The organism is Afipia sp. 1NLS2 (assembly GCF_000178995.1).
Lineage (GTDB): Bacteria > Pseudomonadota > Alphaproteobacteria > Rhizobiales > Xanthobacteraceae > Afipia.
Map to the genome: position 1 here is coordinate 314,807 of NZ_ADVZ01000005.1, position 16,070 is coordinate 330,876.

The following is a 16,070-nucleotide window of genomic DNA, read 5'->3' on the forward strand; positions in this document are numbered from 1 at the left end:
GCCGCTGATTGTTCTCGTCGTCAGGTGAATCGGGCCCGGCTTACGCCGCCTCGGACTCGGCCTTCTCCTGCACCGGGCCGGAATCCTGGCCCTTGGCATCGACGTCGCGGTCGACGAACTCGATCACCGCCATCGGGGCATTGTCGCCGTAGCGGAAGCCGGCCTTGATGATGCGGGTGTAGCCGCCCTGGCGGTCCTTGTAACGGGCAGCCAGCACGTCGAACAGCTTCTTGACCTGATCGTGGTCGCGCAGCTCGCTGATGGCCTGACGGCGCAGCGCGAGGCCGCCCTTCTTGCCCAGCGTGACGAGCTTCTCGACGATCGGGCGAAGCTCCTTCGCCTTCGGCAGCGTGGTGACGATCTGCTCGTGCTTGATGAGCGCCGCCGCCATGTTGGCAAACATCGCCTTGCGGTGTTCCGCCGTGCGGTTGAGCTTACGATGAACTTTTCCGTGACGCATAATCTTGATCCTCAATCTATCCGACGGCGTGTCGGCGTTTCTCAGGTGGGCTTCCTGCGTTCGCCCGCGAAATCATGGCCGGATGGTCCGGCCATGACGATGGTCTCAGTAGTGATCCTCGAAGCGCTTGGCCAGCTCGTCGATATTCTCCGGCGGCCAGCCGGGCACTTCCATGCCGAGGTGCAGACCCATCTGGGCCAGCACTTCCTTGATCTCGTTCAGCGACTTGCGGCCGAAGTTCGGGGTGCGGAGCATTTCCGCTTCCGACTTCTGCACGAGGTCGCCGATGTAGACGATATTGTCGTTCTTCAGGCAGTTGGCCGAGCGAACCGACAGTTCGAGCTCGTCCACCTTCTTGAGGAAGGCCGGGTTGAAGGCGAGATCCGGAATGATCTCCTGCACCACTTCCTTGCGCGGCTCTTCGAAGTTGACGAACACGTTGAGCTGGTCCTGCAGGATGCGCGCGGAATAAGCGAGCGCGTCCTCAGGCGAAATCGCGCCGTTGGTCTCGATGGTCAGCGTCAGCTTGTCGTAGTCGAGAATCTGACCCTCGCGGGTGTTCTCGACCTTGTAGGACACCTTGCGGACCGGTGAGAACAGGCTGTCGACCGGGATCAGGCCGATCGGCGCGTCTTCCGGACGGTTGCGGTCGGCGGCGACGTAGCCCTTGCCGGTGTTGATGGTGAACTCCATGCGGATTTCAGCGCCATCGTCCAGCGTGCAGAGCTGAAGCTCGGGGTTGAGGACGACGACGTCGCCCACGGTCTGGATGTCACCGGCGGTGACAACGCCCGGACCCTGCTTCTTGATCACCATGCGCTTGGGGCCTTCGCCCTGCATCTTGACCGAGATGTCCTTGATGTTGAGCACGATGTCGGTGACGTCCTCGCGCACACCGGCAATCGAGGAGAACTCGTGCAGCACGCCGTCGATGTGAACCGACTGCACCGCCGCACCCTGCAGCGAGGACAGCAGCACGCGGCGCAGCGCGTTGCCGAGCGTCTGGCCGAAGCCACGCTCCAGCGGCTCAGCCACCACGGTGGCGAAGCGAGTCGCGTCGGCGCCCGGCGTAACCTGGAGCTTGTTCGGACGGATAAGTTCTTGCCAATTTTTCTGGATCGTCACGTTTTCACCCCTGACATTCCGGAGCTCTGGCCCCGGCGTTGGAGAGCGCGGCTTATTCCGCGCGGCATCAATTCAAGACGGCCGCGGACAACTCGCCCGCGACCGGTAAGTCACATCAGACGCGGCGGCGCTTGCGCGGCCGGCAACCATTGTGCGGGATCGTCGTCACGTCCCGGATCGAGGTGACGGTGAAGCCCGCCGCCTGCAAGGCACGCAGCGCCGACTCACGGCCCGAACCCGGACCAGCAACCTCGACTTCGAGCGTGCGCATGCCGTGTTCCTGCGCCTTCTTGGAAACGTCCTCCGCGGCAACCTGCGCCGCATACGGGGTCGACTTGCGCGATCCCTTGAAACCCATCGTGCCAGCCGACGACCAGGCAATGGTGTTGCCCTGCGCGTCGGTGATGGTGATCGTGGTGTTGTTGAATGAGGAGTTCACATGCGCGATGCCAGAGGCAATGTTCTTGCGCTCACGACGGCGGACGCGCCCAGCTTCTTTAGCCATTTCAGTTCCTTTTCAAGATCTCAACGCCGCCGTAATGCCAGCGGCTACACCGAACGACGCGAGACGAGACAGCCTCACGCCGCAGATTCGTTTGCTTACTTCTTCTTGCCGGCGATCGCCTTCGCCGGACCCTTGCGGGTGCGGGCGTTGGTGTGCGTGCGCTGACCGCGCACCGGCAGGCCGCGGCGATGACGCAGGCCGCGATAGCAGCCGAGGTCCATCAGGCGCTTGATGTTCATGCCGACTTCGCGGCGAAGGTCGCCCTCGACGAGATAGTCGCGGTCGATCATTTCGCGAATCTGCAGGACTTCGGCGTCGCTCAACTGCGACACACGACGGTCGAGCGGAATCTTGACCTTCTCCATGATGTCGGCGGCATTCTTCTGGCCGATGCCATGGATGTACTGAAGCGCGATGATGACGCGCTTGTTGGTCGGGATATTGACGCCTGCGATACGGGCCACGGTCTTCACTCCTGTCGCCACCCTCGGGCGGCTGCTTTCTTATTTAGTCGGGGCGCCTGCTGGCTGTCTGGATTCGGACGACCGAATTCCCAAAAGCAAACACGACGCCCTGCCCTTTTCAACTTTGGGGCCCGGCATCGTCTGAAACCTATCCGACTGGATGCTGGGTATTAAAGGATTCACCGCCGTTTCGTCAACCGTTTGGCGGGCTTGGAACGGCGTTTGGCGACCTTTTTCGCCGCCTTCCGGCCCCGTCCGGCTGCCGCCTTGGCGGCTCGGCCGGTCCGGTTCCCGGCGGCCTTGGCTGCCTTCTTCTTGCCGCCTCCACGGGTTGCGGAGGAGGATTTAGATACCTTTTTGGCGGCCTTACCGATGGCTTTCTTGGCGACCTTCTTAGTCGCCTTCTTAACCACCCGCCTGGCCTTGGATTTAGCCTTGGATTTGACCTTGGCCTTAGCCCCCTTGGAGGATGTCTTCTTGGCCGCTTTCGGGGCCTTGGACGGGCTTGCGGCCCGCTTGGCGGCAACCTTCCGCTTGGCCGCCTGGGTCGTCTCGTCAGCCTTGGTGACCGCCGCGAGCACGCGCTCGATTTCGGCGGTGACCTCCTCGATCGGCATCATGCCGTCGATGGTGATGAGCTTGCGCTTGTCGGAATAGTGATGGACCAGCGGCTCGGTCTGCTCGCGATAGTTCGCAAGCCGCTTCGAAAGCACTTCCGGCGTGTCGTCGGCCCGGACGCTCTCGCCCCGCTCCAGCATCTCGGCGACGCGCTTCTCGACGCGAGCCAGCAGCGCGCTTTCGTTGACGCGCAACTCGATCACGGCGTCGAGCTTGAGCTTCTTCTTTTTCAGGAGAGCATCGAGCGCTTCCGCCTGCGGCACGGTGCGCGGGAAGCCGTCGAGAATGAATCCGTTTTTGGCGTCATCCTGCTCGATCCGGTCGGCGATGATGCTGACCACCACCTCGTCCGGCACCAATCCACCGCTGGCCATGATGTCTTTCGCGATCAGACCCGTCGGGGTCTGCGCGGCGACGGCTGCGCGCAGCATGTCTCCGGTGGAGAGTTGAACGATGCCGTGTCTTTGAACCAGTCGTTGTGCCTGTGTTCCCTTGCCCGCCCCCGGCGGCCCGAGAAGGATGAGTCTCATTTACGGCGGCCCCTCAGCTTCGATTTGCGGATCAAGCCTTCATACTGGTGAGCCAGCATGTAGCCTTGTACCTGCGCGACCGTATCCATCGTCACGCTGACGACGATCAGGAGCGAGGTGCCGCCAAGATAGAACGGCACCGACGCATACGAGATCAGAATTTCCGGCACGAGACAGACGGCGGCAAGATAAATCGCGCCGATCACCGTGATGCGGGACAGAACGTAATCGATATATTCCGCCGTGCGTTCACCCGGACGGATGCCGGGAATGAAGCCGCCGTGCTTCTTCAGATTGTCGGCCGTCTCGGTCGGGTTGAACACGATGGCCGTGTAGAAGAACGTGAAGAAGACGATCAGCGCCAGATACAGGATCAGGAACAGCGGACGCCCGTGGCCGAGCTGCGTCGTGAGCCACTGAAACCATTCCGGTCCCTTGCCCGCGTTGAAGCTCGCGATCGTGGTCGGCAGCAAGAGCAGCGACGACGCGAAGATCGGCGGAATCACGCCCGAAGTGTTGAGCTTGAGCGGCAGATGCGAGGACTGCCCCTCGAACATCCGGTTGCCGACCTGACGCTTCGGATACTGGATCAGGAGGCGGCGCTGCGCGCGTTCGACGAACACGATCACCGCGATGACGACCACGGCCATGATCAGGATCGCGAGAATCACTACCGTCGACAGCGCGCCCTGACGGCCGAGCTCGAGGGTGTTGGCGATCGCCGTCGGCAATTCGGCGACGATGCCCGCCATGATGATCAGCGAGATGCCGTTGCCGATGCCGCGCGAGGTCACCTGCTCGCCGAGCCACATCAGGAACATGGTGCCACCGGTCAGCGTCACCGCCGTCGAGAGCAAGAAGAACATGCCCGGATTGGACACGACATTGCCCGCACCCTGCAAACCGATCGCGATGCCGTAGGCCTGGAACGCCGCGAGCACCACCGTGAGGTAGCGCGTGTACTGGTTGATGATCTTGCGGCCGGCCTCGCCTTCCTTCTTCAGCGCCTCGAGCTGCGGCGAAACCGTCTGCAGGAGCTGAATGATAATGGAGGCCGAGATGTAGGGCATGATGTTCAGCGCGAACACGGCCATGCGGTCGATGCCGCCGCCGGAGAACATGTTGAACACGCCGAGAATGCCGCCCGCCTGCGACTTGAACACCTGACTCCAGACGCTCGGATCGATGCCCGGCAGCGGGATGTAAGTGCCCAGCCGATAAACAACGAGCGCACCTAGCGTAAACCAGATGCGCTTCTTGAGTTCGTCGGCTTTTGCAAACGAGGAGAAATTGAGATTGGCTGCGAGCTGTTCCGCTGCGGAGACCATTGAGTATCGGTCCTTTCACTTCATGACCGGCTTTCGCCCGCCATCGCCGTCTTGAGGTCAGTCAAGAGGTAGCAACGCAAATGCCCGGCGCAATGCCGGGCATGATTCTTTAGGAAGCCTTCGCCTTCTTACCCTTCTTGGCGGCAGCCTTCTGGGCCGCCTCATCCTTCGCCGGAGCGAGGATCTTCACCGAACCGCCGGCCTTCTCGACCGCCTCGATCGCCGACTTGGTGGCGCCGTGGACTTCGACGGTGATCTTGGACTTCAGTTCGCCACGGCCCAGCAGCCGAACGCCGCCCTTGGAGCGGCGCAGCACGCCGGACTTTACCAGCGACTCAGCGTTGATGGTGCCCTTGGCGTCGAGCTTCTTGGCGTCGATGGCTTCCTGCAAGCGGTCCAGGTTCACTTCCGACAGTTCGATGCGGAAGATGTTGTTGAACCCGCGCTTCGGCAGGCGGCGATGCAGCGGCATCTGGCCGCCTTCAAAGCCCTTGATGCGCACGCCAGAACGCGCGGTCTGGCCCTTGCCGCCGCGGCCGGATTGCTTGCCCTTGCCGGAGCCAATGCCACGGCCGACGCGCATGCGCTTCTTGCGCGAGCCTTCGTTGTCGGCGATCTCATTGAGCTTCATTGTCTTGTTCCTTACTTCTCGTCGACGACGCGAACGAGGTGCTGAACCTTCGCGATCATGCCACGCACGGAAGGCGTATCCTGCAACTCCGAGACGCGGCCGATCTTGTTGAGGCGCAGACCGATCAGGGTCTCGCGCTGTGCTTTTTGACGGCGGATCGCGCTGCCGGTCTGTTCGACCTTGATGGTTTTTGCGGCCTTGGCCATTGTCCTAAACTCCAATCAGCGTCCGGTTAGTCCGCAGATGCCTCGGCATCGCCGCCGACGCGGCGCGCCTGAAGCGCGGAAACCTTGATGTTGCGGCGGTTGGCCACCGAGCGCGGCGAATCCTGGTGCTTCAGCGCGTCGAAGGTGGCGCGAACCATGTTGTAGGGGTTCGACGAACCGACCGACTTGGCGACGACGTCCTGGATGCCGAGCGTCTCGAATACGGCGCGCATCGGGCCGCCGGCGATGATGCCGGTACCGGCAGGTGCTGCACGCAGGTAGACGCGGCCGGCGCCGTGACGGCCAGCGATGTCGTGATGCAGCGTGCGGCCCTCGCGCAATGCGACGCGGGTCAGGTTGCGCTTGGCCGAGTCGGTTGCCTTGCGGATCGCCTCCGGCACTTCGCGAGCCTTGCCGTGGCCGAAGCCGACGCGGCCCTTCTGGTCGCCGATGACGACGAGTGCAGCAAAGCCGAAGCGCTTGCCGCCCTTCACCACCTTGGCGACGCGATTGATGTGGACGAGCTTGTCCACGAACTCGCTGTCGCGCTCTTCCCGATCCCGACCGCCCCGTTCGCGTCCACCGCGTTCGCGTTCAGCTGCCATTGTTCTGTCCAATCCTTGAGAGGCTCAAGCCTCTGTCCTTTGAAACCAAAATTAGAAGCTCAGCCCGCTTTCGCGAGCCGCATCAGCCAGAGCCTTGACGCGACCGTGGTAGAGATAGCCACCACGATCGAAAATGACTTCCTTCACACCGTTCTTCACGGCGCGCTCCGCGAGGAGCTTGCCGACAGCCTTCGCCGCATCGATGTCGGCGCCGGTCTTGCCGGTGTCGCGCATCGTCTTTTCCAGCGAAGAAGCGGACGCGAGCGTCTCGCCCTTCAGGTCGTCGATGACCTGAGCGTAGATGTGCTTCGACGAGCGAAACACCGAGAGGCGCGGACGGCCGCCAGCATTGCGGCGCAGGGAATTGCGCACGCGCTGCTTGCGCCGGGCATTCGTGACCTTGAGTTTCGACATGACCGGCTCCGTTACTTCTTCTTGCCTTCCTTGCGGAAGATAAATTCGTTGGCGTACTTCACGCCCTTGCCCTTGTAAGGCTCAGGCGGGCGATAGCCGCGAATCTCGGCCGCAACCTGGCCGACGCGCTGGCTGTCGTTGCCGACGATGGTGATTTCCGTGGGCTTCGGCACCGTGATCGTGATGCCTTCCGGGATCGGATAAATCACGTCATGGCTGTAACCGAGCGAGAGCTGCAGGTTCTTGCCCTGCAAAGCCGCGCGGTAGCCGACGCCGGTGATTTCCAGCTTCTTCTCGAAACCCTTGGTGACGCCCTCGACGAGGTTCGCGATCTGGGCACGCGCGGTGCCGTACAGCGACTGCGCGCGCTTGGTCTCGAAGCGCGGTGCGACGCGGATCACGTTGTCCTTCAGTTCCACCGACACGTCGTCGTGCACGGTGAACTGCAGAGCGCCTTTCGGGCCCTTCACCTTGACGGTCTGACCGTCGATATTCGCGGTGACGCCCGAGGCGATCGCGACGGGCCGTTTGCCTACGCGTGACATCTTCTATCCTTCCTCAGAACACCGTGAAGAGAATTTCGCCACCCACGTTCGCGTCGCGCGCGGCGTGGTCGGCCATGATTCCCTTCGGCGTCGACAGCACCGAAATGCCCAGGCCGTTCTTGACGCGCGGCAGGTTCTTCACCGACGCGTAAACCCGGCGGCCCGGCTTCGACACGCGCTCGATCTCCTTGATGACCGGCTCGCCGTCGAAATACTTCAGCTCGATCTCAAGCTCGTTGTGGCCGCTCTTGTGCTCGACGCTGGCGTAGCCGCGGATGTAACCCTCGGACTTCAGCACTTCGAGAACGTTGGCGCGCATCTTCGAGCCCGGGGTCGAAACCTTGGACTTGGAGCGCATCTGCGCGTTGCGGATGCGGGTGATGAGATCGCTGATCGGATCGTGCGTTGACATGCGCCCCTCCTTACCAGCTCGACTTGACGAGACCCGGGATCAGGCCCCGGGAACCGAAGTCACGGATCGCGATGCGGCTCATCTTGGTCTTGCGATAGACCGCATGAGGCCGGCCGCTGATCTCGCAGCGATTCTTGATGCGGGTCGCAGACGAATTGCGCGGCATCTCGGCAAGCTTGATGGTTGCGGCAAAGCGCTCTTCCATCGGCTTCGTCTTGTCGGAGATGATCGCCTTCAGCCGCGCGCGCTTGGCGGCGGCATTCTTCGTCATCTTCTGACGCCGGTTATTCTTCTCGATCGAACTCTTCTTAGCCATTCGATAGTCTCCATACCTTTCCGCGTCTGAAACGCCTGGCTCAGCGTCTCACTGCCGGAACGGGAAATTGAATGCGGTCAACAGCGCCCTCGCCTGCTCGTCGTTGGCGGCGGTGGTGCAAACCGTGATGTCCATGCCCCAGGTCTCGCCCGACTTGTCGTAGTCGATTTCCGGGAACACGATGTGCTCTTTCAGGCCGAGCGAATAGTTGCCGCGGCCGTCGAAGCTCTTGGGGTTGAGGCCACGGAAGTCGCGCACGCGCGGCAGGGCCACATTGATGAGGCGGTCGATGAATTCGTACATCTTCGCCTTGCGCAGCGTGACCTTGGCGCCGATGGCCTGGCCTTCGCGCAGCTTGAAGGTCGCGATCGCCTTGCGCGAATGGGTGACGACCGGCTTCTGACCGGCGATCAGCGCGAGATCGTTCGCTGCCAGCTCGACCTTCTTGCGGTCGTTGACGGCCTCGCCGATGCCCATGTTGAGCACGACCTTCTCCAGACGCGGAACCTGCATCGCATTGGTGAGGCCGAACTGCTCGGTCAGCTTGCCGCGGATGTCGCGGTCATACACCGTGCGCAGGCGCGGAATATATGCATTCTCAGCCATCGATCTCAGCTCCCGAGCTCTTGGCGATGCGCACCTTGGTGCCATCCTTCTGAATCTTGAAACCGACGCGGGTCGGCTTGCCGTCCTTGCCGACGAGCGCGATGTTCGACAGGTGGATCGGGCTCTCCTTGGAGATGATGCCGCCCTCCTGCTGCTGCGTCTGCTTCTGGTGACGCTTCACCAGATTGACGCCACGAACCAGCGCGCGGCCTTCCGACGGACGCACTTCAAACACTTCGCCGGTACGACCCTTGTCGCGGCCGGTCAGAACGATAACCTTGTCGCCTTTGCGGATCTTGGCGGCCATTACAGCACCTCCGGCGCGAGCGAGATGATCTTCATGTGGTTCTTGGCGCGCAGCTCGCGCGGCACGGGCCCGAAGATACGGGTGCCGACCGGCTCGGACTGGTTGTTCACCAGCACGGCGGCGTTGCGGTCGAAACGGATCACCGAACCGTCGGCGCGGCGAATGTCCTTCGCAACACGCACGACCACGGCCTTCATCACGTCGCCCTTCTTCACCTTTCCGCGCGGAATGGCTTCCTTGATGGACACGACGATGATGTCGCCAACGGTGGCGTAACGGCGCTTGGAGCCTCCAAGCACCTTGATGCACATGACACGGCGCGCGCCGGAATTATCGGCCACGTCGAGGTTGGTCTGCATCTGAATCATTGATGCACCTCGTCCTCTTTCTATGCGCTAGAGCGCTTAACAGCACGATCCCGAAATCGGTTTTCGTGCCTATTTCAAACGGTTTGCCCGAAAGCCATCCGGCGGATGCCGGACGTTTCTCAAGCGGTTTTCTTCTCTTCGCCCCGGACAACCGTCCAGCGCTTCAACTTCGAGAGCGGCTTGCTCTCCTCGATCCAGACCGTGTCACCCGCCTTGAACTGATTGTTCTCGTCGTGCGCATGGTAGTTCTTGGACCGGCGAATGGTCTTCTTGTAGATCGGATGGGTGAAGCGGCGGTCGACACGCACGACAACTGTCTTGTCCTGCTTGTCGCTGACGACGACGCCCTGGAGAGTACGCTTCGGCATCTGGCTCGCCCCTTACTTCTTCTTGCTGTCCGCGGCGCGTTTCTGCGCAGCGATGGTCTTGATGCGTGCGATCTCGCGGCGGGCTTCGCGCAGGCGCGAGGTGTTCTCGAGCTGGCCGGTCGCCCGCTGGAAGCGCAGGTTGAACCGCTCCTTCTTCAGATTGAGGATCGCATCCTCCATCTGGTCGGCGCTCATCGCACGGACGTCTTCAGCTTTGTGTGCCATCTCGTTACTCCGCGATGCGCGCAACGAAGCGCGTCTTGATCGGAAGCTTGGCGGCAGCGAGCGACAGCGCCTCACGCGCGATCTGGTCGTTGACACCATCGATCTCGAACAGGATACGGCCCGGCTTCACCCGCGCCACCCACAATTCCGGCGAACCCTTGCCCGAGCCCATGCGGACTTCGGCAGGCTTCTTCGACACCGGAAGATCGGGAAACACGCGGATCCACACGCGACCGACACGCTTCATGTGACGGGTCAGCGCGCGGCGCGCGGCTTCGATCTGGCGCGCAGTGATGCGCTCCGGCGCCATCGCCTTCAGGCCGAACTGGCCGAAGGACAACGTCGCGCCCGACGAGGCGACGCCGTGGATACGGCCCTTATGCGCCTTGCGGAACTTCGTCTTCTTGGGTTGCATCATGGCTTTACGCCCTCAAACCTTCTTCTTTATGCGATCAAGCAGCGTCGCGACGCGAACGGCTGTCACCGCCGCTGGTGTCGTTCAGGCGCTTGTCCTGTGCCATCGGATCGTGCTCGAGGATCTCGCCCTTGAAGAGCCAGACCTTCACGCCGCAGGTGCCGAACGTGGTGAATGCGGTCGCCACGCCGTAATCAATGTCCGCGCGCAGCGTGTGCAGCGGCACGCGGCCTTCACGATACCATTCCATGCGCGCGATTTCCGCGCCGCCGAGACGGCCCGAGCAATTGATACGAATGCCCTGGGCGCCAAGACGCATCGCCGACTGAACCGCACGCTTCATCGCACGGCGGAACGCCACGCGACGCTCGAGCTGCTGGGCAATCGATTCGGCCACCAGCGTCGCGTCGAGTTCCGGCTTGCGGATTTCGACGATGTTGATGACGACGTCGGACTGGGTGATTTCCGCGACCTTCTTCTTCAGCTTGTCGATGTCGGCGCCCTTCTTGCCGATCACCACGCCGGGGCGCGCCGAGTAAACCGAAACGCGGCACTTCTTGTGCGGGCGCTCGATCACGATGCGCGCCACGGCCGCCTGCTTCAGTTCCTTCATCAGCACTTCGCGAATGCGCACGTCCTCGTGGAGGAGCTTGGCGTATTCGCCCTTGCCGGCGAACCAACGGGAATCCCAGGTCCGGTTGATGCCGAGACGCAGCCCGATTGGATTGATCTTCTGACCCATCGTTTTCTCCTGCGCCTTAGGCGCTCGCCTCGGCTTCGACCTGACGAACAACGATCGTCAACTGCGAGAACGGTTTATAGACACGGCCCGAACGGCCACGGCCGCGCGGTGCGAAACGCTTCATGACGATGCCGTTGCCGACATGCGCCTCAGCCACGACCAGCGCGTCGACATCGAGATCGTGATTGTTCTCGGCGTTGGCGATTGCCGATTCCAGGCACTTCTTGACGTCACCGGCGATCCGCTTGCGCGAGAACTGCAGGTCGGCGAGCGCGGAAGCAGCCTTCTTGCCGCGGATCAACTGCGCGACAAGGTTGAGCTTCTGCGGGCTCACGCGAAGCATGCGGGCAACCGCCTTTGCTTCATTCTCCGAAAGGGCGCGTTCGCGCTTTGGTTTGCTCATGACTTAGTCCTCAAGCCTTCTTGGCTTTCTTATCGCCCGAATGGCCATGGAAAGTGCGGGTCGGCGAGAACTCGCCGAACTTGTGGCCGACCATTTCCTCGTTCACGGCGACCGGAACGTGCTTCTGGCCGTTGTAGACGCCGAAGGTCAGACCCACGAACTGCGGCAGGATCGTCGAGCGACGGCTCCAGATCTTGATGACGTCGTGACGGCCGCTCGCGCGCGCTGCATCTGCCTTCTTGAGCAGAGAGCCTTCAACGAACGGGCCTTTCCAGACTGAACGTACCATGTCCGGCGATCCTTACTTCTTCTTCCGCTTGTGGCGGCTGATGAGAATGAACTTGTTGGTCGACTTGTTCGTGCGGGTCTTCTTGCCCTTGGTCGGCTTGCCCCACGGGGTGACCGGGTGACGGCCGCCCGAGGTGCGGCCTTCGCCGCCGCCGTGCGGATGGTCGATCGGGTTCATGACGACGCCGCGGTTGTGCGGGCGACGGCCCATCCAACGCTTGCGGCCGGCCTTGCCGATCGAGGTATTCATGTGGTCCGGGTTCGACACCGCACCGATGGTCGCGGTGCAGCGGCCATGGACCATGCGCTGCTCGCCCGAGTTCAGGCGCAGGATGACGTAGTCGTGGTCGCGACCGACGATCTGGGCGTAGGTGCCCGCCGAGCGCGCCATCTGGCCGCCCTTGCCGATCTTCATCTCGACGTTATGGACAATCGTTCCGACCGGCATGTTGCCCATCGGCATGACGTTGCCCGGCTTCACGTCGACGTAGTTGCCGGCGATCACGGTGTCGCCCACGGCCAGACGCTGCGGCGCCAGGATGTAGGACTGCTCGCCGTCGGCGTACTTGATCAGCGCGATGAACGCGGTGCGGTTCGGATCGTATTCGAGCCGTTCCACGGTCGCGGCGACATCGACCTTGGTGCGCTTGAAGTCGACCAGACGATAGGTCTTCTTGTGACCGCCGCCACGGAAACGCACGGTGATGCGGCCGGTGTTGCCACGGCCACCGTTCGAATGCTTGCCCTCGGTGAGCACCTTGACCGGCTTGCCCTTATAGAGGGCCGAACGGTCGACCATCACCAATTGGCGCTGGCCGGGCGTCGTGGGGTTGAATGTTTTCAATGCCATCGTCGTAAACCTTACAGTCCGGTGGTCACGTCGATGCGGTGGCCCTCTTCGAGGGTCACGACAGCGCGCTTGGTATCAGACTGAGAGCCGAACTGGCCGCGGAAGACCTTGGTCTTGCCCTTGCGGACCAGCGTATTGACGCCCTTCACCTTGACGTCGAACAGCTTCTCAACCGCTTCCTTGATCTGCGGCTTGGTCGCCTTCGCGGCAACCTTGAACACAACCTTGTTGTGCTCGGACGCCGCCGTCGCCTTCTCGGTGATCACCGGAGCGACGATGATGTCGTAATGGCGCGAGTCCTGAGTGCTCATTTGAAGCGCGCCTCCAACGCGTCCACCGCGGCCTTCGTCAGCACCAGCTTCTGACGGCGCAGGATGTCATAGACGTTGATGCCCTGGATCGGCAGCACGTCGATGTGCGGAATGTTGCGGGCAGCCTGTGCAAAGCCGTTGTTCACTTCGGCGCCGTCGACAATCAGCGCGCTGGTCAGGCCGAGGCCCGAGAAGTGAGCGATCAGCGCCTTGGTCTTGGCGTCCTTCAGTTCGGCGTTGTCGATCACGACGAGACCGCCGTCCTTCGCCTTCGCCGACAAAGCGTGACGCAGGCCGAGTGCACGAACCTTCTTCGGCAGATCATGCGCATGGCTGCGCACGACGGGACCGAATGCGCGGCCACCGCCACGGAACTGCGGCACGCGGGCCGAGCCGTGACGAGCACCGCCGGTGCCCTTCTGCTTGTACATCTTCTTGCCGGTGCGCCAGACTTCCGCACGGCCCTTGGCCTTGTGCGTACCGGCCTGACGCTTGGCGAGCTGCCAGTTGACGACGCGCTGGATGATGTCCTTGCGCGGCTCGAGACCGAAGATCTCGTCCGACAGGTTCACCGAACCGGCAGCCTTGCCCTCAAGAGTTGTGACGTTCAGTTCCATCACGCGCCCTCCCCGGCAGTCGCTTCTGCAGCAGGAGCAGCCTTCTCGCCGCCTTCGGCGAGCTTGAACTTGCCCGGCTTCGCAGCTTCCTTCGGAAGCGGCTTCTTCACGGCATCGCGCACGGTGATCCAGCCGCCCTTCGAACCAGGAACGGCACCCTCGACGAGCAGCAGGCCGCGCTCGACATCGGTCTGGACCACGCGCAGGTTCAGCGTGGTGATGCGATCGACACCCATATGACCGGGCATCTTCTTGTTCTTGAAGGTCTTGCCCGGGTCCTGACGGCCACCGGTCGAACCGATCGAACGGTGCGAAACCGAGACGCCGTGGGTGGCGCGCAGACCGCCGAAATTCCAGCGCTTCATACCGCCCGCGAAGCCCTTACCGACCGAAGTGCCGGTGACATCGACGAACTGGCCGGCAACGAAGTGATCGGCAGTGATTTCAGCACCAACCGGGATCACCGCATCGTCACTGACGCGGAATTCCACGACCTTGCGCTTGGGCTCGACCTTGGCGACCGCGAACTGTCCGCGTTCGGCCTTCGGCATGTAAACGGACTTGCGAGCGCCCGAACCGAGCTGCAGCGCGGTATAGCCGTTCTTGTCCTTGGTGCGGTGGCCGACAACCTGACAGTTGCCCAGCTTCAGCACGGTCACAGGAATATGTTCGCCGGCCTCAGTAAAGACCCGCGTCATCCCGACCTTTTGTGCGATCACTCCGGAGCGCATCGGCGTGCTTCCTATTCTTTCTGTCCGACAGGCGGACTAACGTACAAGTTTCAGAGCTTGATCTCGACATCGACGCCAGCGGCGAGGTCGAGCTTCATCAAAGCATCGACCGTCTGCGGCGTCGGATCGACGATATCGAGAAGACGCTTGTGAGTGCGCATCTCGAACTGCTCGCGGCTTTTCTTATCGACGTGAGGCGAACGGTTCACGGTGAACTTCTCGATGCGGGTCGGCAGCGGAATCGGTCCGCGAACCTGAGCACCGGTGCGTTTTGCCGTGTTCACGATCTCGCGGGTCGACGTATCGAGAATCCGATGGTCGAACGCCTTGAGACGAATGCGAATATTCTGGCCGTTCATTGCCGTTTCTTTCTTGCCCGTCACGACCGGTCAGTCCGGTCATCCACGTCGGTATTCAAAGGGGTCGTGAATGCCCGGCCTTCCGGCCGGGCATGACGACGGATCGTTTCTTACTCGATGATGCTCGCGACGACGCCTGCACCAACGGTGCGGCCGCCTTCGCGGATCGCGAAGCGAAGCTTCTCTTCCATCGCGATCGGCACGATCAGGTGCACTTCCATCGCGATGTTGTCGCCCGGCATCACCATCTCGGTGCCTTCCGGCAGGTGAACCACGCCCGTCACGTCGGTCGTGCGGAAGTAGAACTGCGGACGGTAGTTGGTGAAGAACGGGGTGTGACGGCCGCCCTCTTCCTTGGTGAGGATGTAGGCCTCGGCCTTGAACTTGGTGTGCGGCTTGACCGAACCCGGCTTGCAGAGCACCTGACCGCGCTCGACTTCCTCGCGCTTGGTGCCGCGCAGCAGCGCGCCGATGTTGTCGCCAGCCTGGCCCTGATCGAGCAGCTTGCGGAACATTTCAACGCCGGTGACGGTGGTCTTCTGGGTCGGCTTCAGACCGACGATCTCGATTTCCTCGCCGACCTTGACGACGCCACGCTCGACGCGGCCGGTGACAACCGTGCCGCGGCCCGAGATCGAGAACACGTCTTCGACCGGCATCAGGAACGGCTGATCGATCGGACGCTCCGGCTGCGGAATGTACTCGTCGACGTTCTTCATCAGTTCAAGGATGGCTTCCTTGCCGAGCTTGGCATCGCTGTCTTCCAGCGCGGCCAGAGCCGAACCCTTGACGATCGGAATCTTGTCGCCCGGGAAGTTGTACTTCGAGAGCAGTTCGCGAACTTCGAGTTCGACGAGCTCGAGAAGCTCCGGATCGTCAACCATGTCGCACTTGTTGAGGAACACGACGAGCGCCGGAACGCCGACCTGACGGGCAAGCAGGATGTGCTCGCGGGTCTGCGGCATCGGGCCGTCAGCGGCCGACACGACGAGGATCGCGCCGTCCATCTGGGCAGCGCCGGTGATCATGTTCTTCACGTAGTCGGCGTGGCCGGGGCAGTCGACGTGCGCGTAGTGGCGGTTCGGCGTCTCGTACTCGACGTGAGCGGTCGAGATCGTGATGCCGCGGGCCTTTTCTTCCGGCGCCTTGTCGATCTGATCGTAAGCCGTGAACGTAGCGCCACCAGCTTCGGCCAGAACCTTCGTAATCGCCGCAGTCAGCGACGTCTTGCCATGGTCGACGTGACCGATGGTGCCGATGTTGCAGTGGGGTTTCTTACGTTCAAATTTCTCTTTAGCCATGACACTCTCCGTTCAGACTT

The 16,070-nt window shown here is 62.2% G+C and carries 28 protein-coding genes; all 28 read right to left on the bottom strand.

Going from position 1 to position 16,070, the window contains the following annotated elements:
• Positions 1-40: 40 nt before the first annotated feature.
• The 28 genes from rplQ to tuf all read right to left on the bottom strand — a co-directional run bounded on the left by rplQ (position 41) and on the right by tuf (position 16,050).
• Positions 41-460, bottom strand: coding sequence for a 50S ribosomal protein L17 (gene rplQ, locus AFIDRAFT_RS17690; protein WP_009341031.1), 420 nt, complete (start codon positions 458-460; stop codon positions 41-43).
• 105 nt (positions 461-565) lie between these two features.
• A complete protein-coding gene (locus tag AFIDRAFT_RS17695) occupies positions 566-1,585 on the bottom strand; it encodes a DNA-directed RNA polymerase subunit alpha (RefSeq protein ID WP_009341032.1) in 1,020 nt (339 codons plus the stop codon).
• A gap of 115 nt (positions 1,586-1,700) precedes the next feature.
• Positions 1,701-2,090, bottom strand: a complete 390-nt coding sequence (gene rpsK, locus AFIDRAFT_RS17700; protein WP_009341034.1) for a 30S ribosomal protein S11 — start codon at positions 2,088-2,090, stop codon at positions 1,701-1,703.
• 95 nt (positions 2,091-2,185) lie between these two features.
• Complete coding sequence (gene rpsM, locus AFIDRAFT_RS17705) at positions 2,186-2,554, bottom strand: 30S ribosomal protein S13 (protein ID WP_009341036.1); 369 nt, start codon at positions 2,552-2,554, stop codon at positions 2,186-2,188.
• A gap of 179 nt (positions 2,555-2,733) precedes the next feature.
• Positions 2,734-3,702, bottom strand: a complete 969-nt coding sequence (locus tag AFIDRAFT_RS17710; RefSeq protein ID WP_009341038.1) for an adenylate kinase — start codon at positions 3,700-3,702, stop codon at positions 2,734-2,736.
• A complete protein-coding gene (gene secY, locus AFIDRAFT_RS17715) occupies positions 3,699-5,030 on the bottom strand; it encodes a preprotein translocase subunit SecY (protein ID WP_009341040.1) in 1,332 nt (443 codons plus the stop codon). Before secY ends, AFIDRAFT_RS17710 begins: the two co-directional genes overlap by 4 nt.
• Positions 5,031-5,139: 109 nt before the next feature.
• Positions 5,140-5,661, bottom strand: a complete 522-nt coding sequence (rplO, locus tag AFIDRAFT_RS17720) for a 50S ribosomal protein L15 (RefSeq protein ID WP_009341042.1) — start codon at positions 5,659-5,661, stop codon at positions 5,140-5,142.
• Between the two features lie 11 nt (positions 5,662-5,672).
• Positions 5,673-5,867, bottom strand: a complete 195-nt coding sequence (gene rpmD / locus AFIDRAFT_RS17725) for a 50S ribosomal protein L30 (RefSeq protein ID WP_009341044.1) — start codon at positions 5,865-5,867, stop codon at positions 5,673-5,675.
• 26 nt (positions 5,868-5,893) lie between these two features.
• Entirely contained in the window at positions 5,894-6,472 is a 579-nt protein-coding gene (gene rpsE / locus AFIDRAFT_RS17730) for a 30S ribosomal protein S5 (RefSeq protein WP_009341045.1), read from the bottom strand.
• A 51-nt stretch (positions 6,473-6,523) separates the two neighbouring features.
• On the bottom strand, positions 6,524-6,886 hold the full coding sequence (gene rplR, locus AFIDRAFT_RS17735; protein ID WP_009341046.1) for a 50S ribosomal protein L18: 363 nt from the start codon (positions 6,884-6,886) through the stop codon (positions 6,524-6,526).
• An 11-nt stretch (positions 6,887-6,897) separates the two neighbouring features.
• A complete protein-coding gene (gene rplF, locus AFIDRAFT_RS17740; protein ID WP_009341047.1) occupies positions 6,898-7,431 on the bottom strand; it encodes a 50S ribosomal protein L6 in 534 nt (177 codons plus the stop codon).
• Positions 7,432-7,444: 13 nt separating this feature from the next.
• Entirely contained in the window at positions 7,445-7,843 is a 399-nt protein-coding gene (gene rpsH, locus AFIDRAFT_RS17745) for a 30S ribosomal protein S8 (RefSeq protein ID WP_009341048.1), read from the bottom strand.
• Positions 7,844-7,853: 10 nt separating this feature from the next.
• On the bottom strand, positions 7,854-8,159 hold the full coding sequence (rpsN, locus tag AFIDRAFT_RS17750) for a 30S ribosomal protein S14 (RefSeq protein ID WP_009341049.1): 306 nt from the start codon (positions 8,157-8,159) through the stop codon (positions 7,854-7,856).
• A gap of 48 nt (positions 8,160-8,207) precedes the next feature.
• Positions 8,208-8,765, bottom strand: a complete 558-nt coding sequence (gene rplE / locus AFIDRAFT_RS17755; RefSeq protein WP_009341050.1) for a 50S ribosomal protein L5 — start codon at positions 8,763-8,765, stop codon at positions 8,208-8,210.
• The gene (gene rplX / locus AFIDRAFT_RS17760) at positions 8,758-9,072 is read right to left on the bottom strand and encodes a 50S ribosomal protein L24 (protein WP_009341051.1); all 315 of its coding nucleotides are present in this window, start codon (positions 9,070-9,072) and stop codon (positions 8,758-8,760) included. Before rplX ends, rplE begins: the two co-directional genes overlap by 8 nt.
• Positions 9,072-9,440, bottom strand: a complete 369-nt coding sequence (gene rplN / locus AFIDRAFT_RS17765) for a 50S ribosomal protein L14 (RefSeq protein ID WP_002715379.1) — start codon at positions 9,438-9,440, stop codon at positions 9,072-9,074. Before rplN ends, rplX begins: the two co-directional genes overlap by 1 nt.
• A 119-nt stretch (positions 9,441-9,559) precedes the next feature.
• Positions 9,560-9,808 carry a 30S ribosomal protein S17 gene (gene rpsQ / locus AFIDRAFT_RS17770; protein WP_009341052.1) on the bottom strand — a complete coding sequence of 83 codons (249 nt, stop codon included), beginning with the start codon at positions 9,806-9,808 and terminating at the stop codon, positions 9,560-9,562.
• A 12-nt stretch (positions 9,809-9,820) separates the two neighbouring features.
• Complete coding sequence (gene rpmC, locus AFIDRAFT_RS17775) at positions 9,821-10,033, bottom strand: 50S ribosomal protein L29 (RefSeq protein WP_002715377.1); 213 nt, start codon at positions 10,031-10,033, stop codon at positions 9,821-9,823.
• A gap of 4 nt (positions 10,034-10,037) precedes the next feature.
• Entirely contained in the window at positions 10,038-10,451 is a 414-nt protein-coding gene (rplP, locus tag AFIDRAFT_RS17780) for a 50S ribosomal protein L16 (protein ID WP_009341053.1), read from the bottom strand.
• 34 nt (positions 10,452-10,485) lie between these two features.
• Positions 10,486-11,190, bottom strand: coding sequence for a 30S ribosomal protein S3 (gene rpsC / locus AFIDRAFT_RS17785; RefSeq protein WP_009341054.1), 705 nt, complete (start codon positions 11,188-11,190; stop codon positions 10,486-10,488).
• Between the two features lie 16 nt (positions 11,191-11,206).
• Entirely contained in the window at positions 11,207-11,593 is a 387-nt protein-coding gene (gene rplV, locus AFIDRAFT_RS17790) for a 50S ribosomal protein L22 (protein ID WP_009341055.1), read from the bottom strand.
• A gap of 10 nt (positions 11,594-11,603) precedes the next feature.
• The gene (gene rpsS, locus AFIDRAFT_RS17795; protein WP_008136357.1) at positions 11,604-11,882 is read right to left on the bottom strand and encodes a 30S ribosomal protein S19; all 279 of its coding nucleotides are present in this window, start codon (positions 11,880-11,882) and stop codon (positions 11,604-11,606) included.
• Between the two features lie 12 nt (positions 11,883-11,894).
• On the bottom strand, positions 11,895-12,731 hold the full coding sequence (gene rplB, locus AFIDRAFT_RS17800) for a 50S ribosomal protein L2 (protein ID WP_009341056.1): 837 nt from the start codon (positions 12,729-12,731) through the stop codon (positions 11,895-11,897).
• Positions 12,732-12,742: 11 nt separating this feature from the next.
• Positions 12,743-13,042, bottom strand: a complete 300-nt coding sequence (locus tag AFIDRAFT_RS17805; RefSeq protein ID WP_009341057.1) for a 50S ribosomal protein L23 — start codon at positions 13,040-13,042, stop codon at positions 12,743-12,745.
• A complete protein-coding gene (gene rplD / locus AFIDRAFT_RS17810) occupies positions 13,039-13,659 on the bottom strand; it encodes a 50S ribosomal protein L4 (protein ID WP_009341058.1) in 621 nt (206 codons plus the stop codon). Before rplD ends, AFIDRAFT_RS17805 begins: the two co-directional genes overlap by 4 nt.
• Positions 13,659-14,390, bottom strand: coding sequence for a 50S ribosomal protein L3 (gene rplC, locus AFIDRAFT_RS17815; RefSeq protein WP_009341059.1), 732 nt, complete (start codon positions 14,388-14,390; stop codon positions 13,659-13,661). Before rplC ends, rplD begins: the two co-directional genes overlap by 1 nt.
• Positions 14,391-14,440: 50 nt before the next feature.
• A complete protein-coding gene (rpsJ, locus tag AFIDRAFT_RS17820; RefSeq protein ID WP_002712302.1) occupies positions 14,441-14,749 on the bottom strand; it encodes a 30S ribosomal protein S10 in 309 nt (102 codons plus the stop codon).
• A gap of 110 nt (positions 14,750-14,859) precedes the next feature.
• Positions 14,860-16,050, bottom strand: coding sequence for an elongation factor Tu (gene tuf, locus AFIDRAFT_RS17825; RefSeq protein WP_009341061.1), 1,191 nt, complete (start codon positions 16,048-16,050; stop codon positions 14,860-14,862).
• Between the last annotated feature and the right edge of the window lie 20 nt (positions 16,051-16,070).

What these genes read in the sequence shown, in the direction of transcription:
- rpmC (WP_002715377.1), bottom strand. Translation starts at nt 10,033, where the DNA reads ATGGCACACAAAGCTGAAGACGTCCGTGCGATGAGCGCCGACCAGATG.
- rpmD (WP_009341044.1), bottom strand. Translation starts at nt 5,867, where the DNA reads ATGGCCAAGGCCGCAAAAACCATCAAGGTCGAACAGACCGGCAGCGCG.
- rplC (WP_009341059.1), bottom strand. Translation starts at nt 14,390, where the DNA reads ATGCGCTCCGGAGTGATCGCACAAAAGGTCGGGATGACGCGGGTCTTT.
- rpsK (WP_009341034.1), bottom strand. Translation starts at nt 2,090, where the DNA reads ATGGCTAAAGAAGCTGGGCGCGTCCGCCGTCGTGAGCGCAAGAACATT.
- rplQ (WP_009341031.1), bottom strand. Translation starts at nt 460, where the DNA reads ATGCGTCACGGAAAAGTTCATCGTAAGCTCAACCGCACGGCGGAACAC.
- rplD (WP_009341058.1), bottom strand. Translation starts at nt 13,659, where the DNA reads ATGGAACTGAACGTCACAACTCTTGAGGGCAAGGCTGCCGGTTCGGTG.
- rplX (WP_009341051.1), bottom strand. Translation starts at nt 9,072, where the DNA reads ATGGCCGCCAAGATCCGCAAAGGCGACAAGGTTATCGTTCTGACCGGC.
- AFIDRAFT_RS17710 (WP_009341038.1), bottom strand. Translation starts at nt 3,702, where the DNA reads ATGAGACTCATCCTTCTCGGGCCGCCGGGGGCGGGCAAGGGAACACAG.
- rplV (WP_009341055.1), bottom strand. Translation starts at nt 11,593, where the DNA reads ATGAGCAAACCAAAGCGCGAACGCGCCCTTTCGGAGAATGAAGCAAAG.
- rpsQ (WP_009341052.1), bottom strand. Translation starts at nt 9,808, where the DNA reads ATGCCGAAGCGTACTCTCCAGGGCGTCGTCGTCAGCGACAAGCAGGAC.
- secY (WP_009341040.1), bottom strand. Translation starts at nt 5,030, where the DNA reads ATGGTCTCCGCAGCGGAACAGCTCGCAGCCAATCTCAATTTCTCCTCG.
- rplB (WP_009341056.1), bottom strand. Translation starts at nt 12,731, where the DNA reads ATGGCATTGAAAACATTCAACCCCACGACGCCCGGCCAGCGCCAATTG.
- rplN (WP_002715379.1), bottom strand. Translation starts at nt 9,440, where the DNA reads ATGATTCAGATGCAGACCAACCTCGACGTGGCCGATAATTCCGGCGCG.
- AFIDRAFT_RS17805 (WP_009341057.1), bottom strand. Translation starts at nt 13,042, where the DNA reads ATGAGCACTCAGGACTCGCGCCATTACGACATCATCGTCGCTCCGGTG.
- rplP (WP_009341053.1), bottom strand. Translation starts at nt 10,451, where the DNA reads ATGATGCAACCCAAGAAGACGAAGTTCCGCAAGGCGCATAAGGGCCGT.
- tuf (WP_009341061.1), bottom strand. Translation starts at nt 16,050, where the DNA reads ATGGCTAAAGAGAAATTTGAACGTAAGAAACCCCACTGCAACATCGGC.
- rpsJ (WP_002712302.1), bottom strand. Translation starts at nt 14,749, where the DNA reads ATGAACGGCCAGAATATTCGCATTCGTCTCAAGGCGTTCGACCATCGG.
- rplE (WP_009341050.1), bottom strand. Translation starts at nt 8,765, where the DNA reads ATGGCTGAGAATGCATATATTCCGCGCCTGCGCACGGTGTATGACCGC.
- rpsC (WP_009341054.1), bottom strand. Translation starts at nt 11,190, where the DNA reads ATGGGTCAGAAGATCAATCCAATCGGGCTGCGTCTCGGCATCAACCGG.
- rplF (WP_009341047.1), bottom strand. Translation starts at nt 7,431, where the DNA reads ATGTCACGCGTAGGCAAACGGCCCGTCGCGATCGCCTCGGGCGTCACC.
- rplR (WP_009341046.1), bottom strand. Translation starts at nt 6,886, where the DNA reads ATGTCGAAACTCAAGGTCACGAATGCCCGGCGCAAGCAGCGCGTGCGC.
- rpsH (WP_009341048.1), bottom strand. Translation starts at nt 7,843, where the DNA reads ATGTCAACGCACGATCCGATCAGCGATCTCATCACCCGCATCCGCAAC.
- rpsS (WP_008136357.1), bottom strand. Translation starts at nt 11,882, where the DNA reads ATGGTACGTTCAGTCTGGAAAGGCCCGTTCGTTGAAGGCTCTCTGCTC.
- rpsN (WP_009341049.1), bottom strand. Translation starts at nt 8,159, where the DNA reads ATGGCTAAGAAGAGTTCGATCGAGAAGAATAACCGGCGTCAGAAGATG.
- rpsE (WP_009341045.1), bottom strand. Translation starts at nt 6,472, where the DNA reads ATGGCAGCTGAACGCGAACGCGGTGGACGCGAACGGGGCGGTCGGGAT.
- rplO (WP_009341042.1), bottom strand. Translation starts at nt 5,661, where the DNA reads ATGAAGCTCAATGAGATCGCCGACAACGAAGGCTCGCGCAAGAAGCGC.